The 5,830-nt window shown below is 71.3% G+C and carries 6 protein-coding genes and 1 tRNA gene; 4 read left to right on the top strand and 3 right to left on the bottom strand.

The genetic code is table 11. The features are described from left to right. The first annotated feature begins 136 nt into the window (after positions 1-136). A complete protein-coding gene (locus ACTHAM_RS17360) occupies positions 137-814 on the top strand; it encodes a Crp/Fnr family transcriptional regulator (RefSeq protein ID WP_440689779.1) in 678 nt (225 codons plus the stop codon). A gap of 73 nt (positions 815-887) precedes the next feature. Here the strand turns inward: ACTHAM_RS17360 and ACTHAM_RS17355 are convergent, their stop codons facing one another. The 3 genes from ACTHAM_RS17355 to ACTHAM_RS17345 are packed head-to-tail and all read right to left on the bottom strand — an operon-like array spanning position 888 to position 1,890. Beyond that, positions 888-1,382, bottom strand: coding sequence for a RidA family protein (locus ACTHAM_RS17355; RefSeq protein ID WP_440689777.1), 495 nt, complete (start codon positions 1,380-1,382; stop codon positions 888-890). Beyond that, entirely contained in the window at positions 1,382-1,540 is a 159-nt protein-coding gene (locus ACTHAM_RS17350; protein ID WP_440689775.1) for a hypothetical protein, read from the bottom strand. Before ACTHAM_RS17350 ends, ACTHAM_RS17355 begins: the two co-directional genes overlap by 1 nt. A 29-nt stretch (positions 1,541-1,569) precedes the next feature. Next, positions 1,570-1,890 (bottom strand): WhiB family transcriptional regulator, encoded by a 321-nt coding sequence (locus ACTHAM_RS17345; protein WP_440689781.1) that lies wholly within the window; start codon positions 1,888-1,890, stop codon positions 1,570-1,572. A 301-nt stretch (positions 1,891-2,191) separates the two neighbouring features. On the opposite strand from ACTHAM_RS17345, the gene ACTHAM_RS17340 reads away from it, so the two are divergent. The 3 genes from ACTHAM_RS17340 (at position 2,192) to ACTHAM_RS17330 (ending at position 5,750) form a co-directional block, all read left to right on the top strand. Further along, positions 2,192-4,621: a transglycosylase domain-containing protein gene (locus ACTHAM_RS17340; RefSeq protein ID WP_440689773.1), complete on the top strand. Its 2,430-nt coding sequence runs from the start codon at positions 2,192-2,194 to the stop codon at positions 4,619-4,621. Continuing rightward, complete coding sequence (locus tag ACTHAM_RS17335) at positions 4,621-5,577, top strand: metallophosphoesterase (protein ID WP_440689771.1); 957 nt, start codon at positions 4,621-4,623, stop codon at positions 5,575-5,577. The genes ACTHAM_RS17340 and ACTHAM_RS17335 overlap by 1 nt, the downstream gene beginning before the upstream one ends. A gap of 99 nt (positions 5,578-5,676) precedes the next feature. Then, positions 5,677-5,750, top strand: a tRNA-Pro gene (locus ACTHAM_RS17330). The last annotated feature ends 80 nt before the right edge of the window (positions 5,751-5,830 follow it).

Raw genomic sequence — 5,830 nt, 5'->3', positions numbered from 1 at the left:
CCACCGCGATGGGGCAGACTGTCCGGTGAACGGTCGCTGATCTGCGGCCATGCCTCCGGTGCACCTCCGCCCCGGGGTGTGCGCCCGCTCCCCTTGCTCACGGCGACCTGCACGACCTGGAAGGCGAGGTGCCAGCGTGGAGGACGACATCGTGCTGTCGGCACCGATGTTCGCGGGGCTCGACCCCGCTGCGTCGGCAGCGCTCATCGAGTCGATGAAGACTCTCGACGTCGCCCGCGGCGACGTGATCTTCCACGAGGGTGAGCCCGGCGACCGCCTGTACGTCGTGCGCTCGGGCAAGATCAAGCTGGGTCGGCGGTCCAACGACGGCCGCGAGAACCTGCTGGCCGTGCTCGGCCCCGGCGAGATGTTCGGCGAGCTGTCCCTGTTCGACCCGGGCCCCCGCACCGCCACCGCCACCGTCGTCGCCGACACCACGCTGCTCGAGCTCGGCCACCAGGACCTCGTCGCGTGGCTCGACGCGCAGCCGACCGTCGCCCAGCATCTGCTGCAGGCCCTGGCCCGCCGGTTGCGCCGCACCAACGAGGCCCTGGCCGACCTGGTCTTCTCCGACGTGCCCGGCCGTGTCGCCAAGGCGCTGCTGGACCTGTCGACCCGGTTCGGCGAGGAGGTCGACGAGGGCATCCGCGTCGCGCACGACCTCACGCAGGAGGAGCTGGCCCAGCTGGTCGGCGCGTCGCGCGAGACCGTCAACAAGGCGCTGGCCGACTTCGCCGCGCGCGGCTGGGTGCGCCGCGAGGGCCGCGCCGTCGTGCTGCTCGACGTGGACCGCCTGGAGCGCCGCGCGCGCTGACCGCAGACGATCGAAGGGGCCCTGTCCGTCCGGACGGGGCCCCTTCGTCGTGCGTGGGTCGGGTCGTGCGAGGTCAGCGGGTCTCGACGACGATCTCGACCTCGACGGGCGAGTCGAGCGGCAGCACGGCCACGCCGACGGCGGAGCGTGCGTGCACGCCGGCGTCGCCGAGCACGTCCTGCAGGAGGGTGCTCGCCCCGTTGATGACGCCAGGCTGCCCGGTGAACGACGGGTCGCTGGCCACGAAGCCGACGACCTTGACCACGCGGACGATGCGGTCGAGCGCGTCGGCACCGGACGGGCCGCCTTCGGCCTCGATCACGGAGGCCACCGCCGCGAGCGCGTTCAGCGCGGCCGTGCGGGCCAACGCCGTGGCGTCCTGCGGGTCGACGAGCCCGTCGGCGGTGCCGACCTTCCCCGTGGCCGGGAGCGCCCCGGCGACGAAGGGCAGCTGGCCCGAGGTGTGCACGTGCGCGCCGGTGCGGACCGCCGGCACGTACGCGGCGACGGGCGCGGCGACGGCCGGCAGGGTCAGTCCGAGCTCGGTGAGCCGGGCTGCGGCACCCATCACGCCTCCTTCGGGCGCTTGAGGTACGCCACCAGGCCGATGTCGGGGCCTTGGATGACCTGGACGAGCTCCCACCCGTCGGCACCCCACTGGTCCAGGATCGCCTTGGTGGCGTGGATGATGAGCGGAACGGTCGCGTACTCCCACTGGGTCGCCATGGCGCCACCCTACCGAGCGTCGCTCGACGTCAGGTGGCCGAGACCATCTCGCCGGAGCCGACGAGCTCGTGCCGCCAGGAGCGCACCTCGGGGCGGCGGCGCAGCAGTGCGCGGCGCTCCCGCTCCGTCATGCCACCCCAGACGCCGAAGTCCATGCGGTTGTCGAGCGCGTCCGCCAGGCACTCCAGCCGCACCGGGCAGGTCTGGCAGACCGACCGGGCCTCCCGCTGGGCGGCGCCCTCGACGAACAGCGAGTCCGGGGCGAACTCCGGGGTGCCGTCCTTGCCGTCCTTGCCGTTCTTGCCACCCTTGCCGCACGCCGCGCGTGCCGCCCAGTGCGCGTCCTGCATGACTGCAGCCACCGAGTGTCCTCCTACCCGGGCGAACTCTCGCCCGTTGCCCCCTTGCATGTGTTCAGACCGGACCGTAGCGGCTGGTGAACGGCCCTGGCGAGACTCCGTTCGGGTCTTTTCGTCTGACGGACGTCCGTCCAGGGGAGCGCTCCCGCACCAGCGGGCCCGCGAACCGCGGAATCGTGCGTCTCGGGGCTGCCGTGCGGAGGACGTCCTGCGTGTGCACATCCGGTGGAGGTCCGCGCGTGCCGCGCGACGCCTGCCCCTGCCGACAGGCACCCCCGTTACCCTGGGGCGCATGCCCAACCCTGCCCCCGCGCGCGGACGCCAGGTCACCGTCTTCCAGGTGCTGGCCCTGCTGCTGTCCTTCGTCATGGTGGCCGGGGTCGGCGGTGTGCTGGCTGCCGGGCTGATCCTGCCTGTGGTGGCCACCGCGAACACGGCGACGGACCTGACCGTCAACGCGTTCGACGACCTGCCGACGGTGCTGGAGCCGAGCGACCTGCCGGAGAAGTCCCGCATCCTGGCCGCCGACGGCACGCTGCTGGCGACGTTCTTCGACCAGGACCGTCAGATCGTCACGGGCGACCAGATCGCGCAGACGATGAAGGACGCGGTCATCGCGGTCGAGGACAAGCGGTTCTACGAGCACGCGGGCGTCGACCCGCAGGGCATGCTGCGCGCGTTCGTCAGCAACGAGTTCTCCGCCGGCGACAGCCAGCAGGGCGCCTCGACGCTGACGCAGCAGTACGTGAAGAACGTGCTCATCGAGGCTGCCGACTCGATCGAGGACGACACGGCTCGTGCAGCGGCGCTCGACGCAGCCCGCACGGCCGAGGGCACGGAGGGTCTGGCGCGCAAGCTGCGGGAGGCCAAGCTGGCCATCACGCTCGAGAAGCAGATGTCCAAGGACGAGATCCTGGTCAAGTACCTGAACATCGCGCAGTTCGGGTACTCGGTGTTCGGCGTCGAGGCGGCCGCGCAGCGGTACTTCAGCAAGTCGGCCGCCGAGCTGACCTACCTCGAGGCCGCCACGATCGCGGGCATCACCAAGAGCCCCGCGAGCCTGGACCCGACCCGCGACCCGGTCGCCTCGCAGGCGCGTCGTGACGTCGTGCTCCTGACGTTGCGCGACCAGGGCTACATCACCCAGGAGGAGTACACGGCAGGCCTGGCCACACCGCTGCCCGACACCCTCCACACGCAGGAGGTCCGGCTCGGCTGCCAGACGGCGAGCCAGACGGTGGCCGGCTCGGGCTACTTCTGCGACTACGTCACCAAGGTGATCAAGAACGACCCGGCGTTCGGTGAGACCGAGGACGATCGCACCGCGCTGCTGTACCGCGGCGGCCTGACGATCACCACCACGCTCGACCCGCGCCAGCAGGCGATCGCCGACGCGCAGGTCAAGGCTGTCATCCCGGTCGGTGACGCCTCGGGTGTGAAGTCGGCGATCTCGGTCGTGGAGCCGGGCACGGGCAAGATCACCGCGATGGCGCAGACCACCGACTACAACCCGTCGGAGGCCACGCCGGGCTCCAGCCAGACGGCGGTCAACTTCAACACCGACAAGGACTACGGCGGCTCGATCGGGTTCCAGCCCGGATCGACGTTCAAGCCGTTCACCCTGGTGCAGTGGCTCAAGGAGGGGCACAGCCTCAACGAGTCCGTCGACGGCCGCCCGATGTCGTACCCGTTCTCGGCGTTCAACGCCTCGAGCTGCGGGGTGAAGTTCTCCAACTCGAAGCCGTACACGTTCGGCAACTCCGGCGAGGGCAGCCGCGCGATCATGAGCGTGCTCGACGCGACGAGGAACTCGGTCAACTCCGCGTACATGGCCATGGCCACCCAGCTGGACCTGTGCGGCATCATCGGCAACGCCACGTCGATGGGCATCCACCAGGCCGGCACGGGCGAGCCGTTCGAGGTGCTGCCCGCCAACGTCATCGGCTCGAACAACGTCGCCCCGCTGGCCATGGCCGCGGCGTTCGCGACGTTCGCCTCGGGCGGCACCTACTGCAAGCCGATCGCGATCACCAGCGTCATCGACCCCGACGGTAACGCGCTGCAGGTCCCCACGGCGGACTGCACGCCGGCACTCGAGCCCCGCATCGCCAACGCCGTCAACTACGCGCTGTCCAACGTGTGGAACGGCACCGCCAAGTCCGTCGGTGCGCCGGACTTCCCGTCGGCCGGCAAGACGGGCACCACGAACAAGAACGAGTACACGTGGTTCGTCGGGTACACCCCGCGTCTCGCGTCTGCCGTGTGGGTCGGCCACTCGGACGGCCTCATCCCCGTGCAGGGCGTCACCGTCGGCGGCCAGTACGCCAAGTACGCCTACGGGTCGACGTTCGCGGCGCCGATCTGGAAGAACTTCATGGTCGAGGCCCTGGCCGACGGCGTGGAGAACCCCGCGTTCGCCGCCGCCAACGACAAGGAGATCTACGGCGAGAAGGTCTCCGTGCCCTCCGTGCTCGGCATGAGCGTCGACTCCGCCACCTCGACCCTGACGGGCGCCGGGTTCAAGGTCAGCGTCAGCGGTGAGCAGGTCGCCTCGTCGTACGCCGCCGGATCGGTCGCCGAGCAGTCCCCGTCGGGGACCGCGACGCGCGGTGCGTCGATCACGCTGAAGCTGTCCAACGGGCAGGCACCGGCACCCGAGAACCCGGGGCAGGGGTTCCCTGGTGGCGGCGGGGACAACCAGGGCCGGGGGAACAACCCCTGATGACAGCGTCCACCCTCGCCCGCACAGCCGGCGGGATCGCTGCGGCTGCCGTCGCGGGGCTGGCCTGGGCCTCACTCGTCGAGGTGCGCTGGTACGCGCTGCGCGAGGTCACCGTGCCGGTGCTGCCCGCCGGGCAGGACCCGCTGCGGATCCTGCACCTGTCGGACCTGCACCTGACGCCCGGCCAGCGCCGCAAGATCGACTGGGTGCGTGACCTGGCCTCGCTCGACCCGCACCTGGTGATCGACACCGGAGACAACTGGGCGCACCTGGAGGCCATGCCGGCGCTGCTCGAGGCGCTCGAGCCGCACCTGGCCACCCCGGGCGCGTTCGTGCTGGGCTCGAACGACTACTACGGCCCGGTGCTGAAGAACCCGGCACGGTACCTGGGCCGCGACGCCCGCCGCGGCTCGGTGCCCGACGTCGTCCACCTCCCGTGGCAGGAGCTCGTGCAGCGGTTCCGCTCGGCGGGCTGGATCGACCTGACGAACCGCCGCGACGTGCTCGAGGTCGACGGCCGGCGGATCGCCCTGGTGGGCACCGACGACGCACACCTGGACCGTGACGTGTATCCGCCGGCCGGCGGCGCGGACGACGTGCGGGTGGGCGCGCAGGCCACCGAGCACCCCGTCGACCTGCAGCTGGGCGTCACGCACGCGCCGTACCGGCGGGTGCTCGACGCGATGCACGCCGACGACGTGGACCTGGCGATCGCCGGGCACACGCACGGCGGCCAGCTGGCGGTGCCCGGCTGGGGCGCGCTGGTGACCAACTGCGACCTGGACACCCGCCGGGCCAAGGGTCTGCACGGCTGGCCGGGTCCGCGCCCGGACGCCCGCGGTGGCGCCGGCTCGACGTGGTTGCACGTCTCGGGTGGTCTGGGCACGTCGCCGTACGCACCGGTGCGCTTCGCGTGTCGGCCCGAGGCGACGCTGCTGACCCTCGTGCCGGCCTGATCTGCCGCGCAGCCGGCGCCTCACACGCCGTTGTCGCAGGTCCGCAGGTCAGCCGGTTTCGTCCCAGGGTCCTCGGTCGGGTATCCTGAGCGGGCTCCACGGGGTGTGGCGCAGTTTGGTAGCGCGCTTCGTTCGGGACGAAGAGGTCGTGGGTTCAAATCCCGCCACCCCGACAGTGTGATGTCGCAAGACATCGGCGACAGCCCGAACCCATCAGGGTTCGGGCTGTCGTGGTTTTTGGGGTTGGTAGTCC

The organism is Cellulomonas soli (genome assembly GCF_052036975.1).
GTDB classification, from domain to species: domain Bacteria; phylum Actinomycetota; class Actinomycetes; order Actinomycetales; family Cellulomonadaceae; genus Cellulomonas; species Cellulomonas soli_A.
The sequence above is the reverse complement of the archived record's forward strand: the minus strand, read 5'-3'. Positions and strand labels throughout refer to the sequence as shown.

Coding starts and splice junctions, on each gene's coding strand:
- ACTHAM_RS17355 (WP_440689777.1), bottom strand. CDS start 1,382: ATGGGTGCCGCAGCCCGGCTCACCGAGCTCGGACTGACCCTGCCGGCC.
- ACTHAM_RS17350 (WP_440689775.1), bottom strand. CDS start 1,540: ATGGCGACCCAGTGGGAGTACGCGACCGTTCCGCTCATCATCCACGCC.
- ACTHAM_RS17345 (WP_440689781.1), bottom strand. CDS start 1,890: ATGCAGGACGCGCACTGGGCGGCACGCGCGGCGTGCGGCAAGGGTGGC.
- ACTHAM_RS17340 (WP_440689773.1), top strand. CDS start 2,192: ATGCCCAACCCTGCCCCCGCGCGCGGACGCCAGGTCACCGTCTTCCAG.
- ACTHAM_RS17335 (WP_440689771.1), top strand. CDS start 4,621: ATGACAGCGTCCACCCTCGCCCGCACAGCCGGCGGGATCGCTGCGGCT.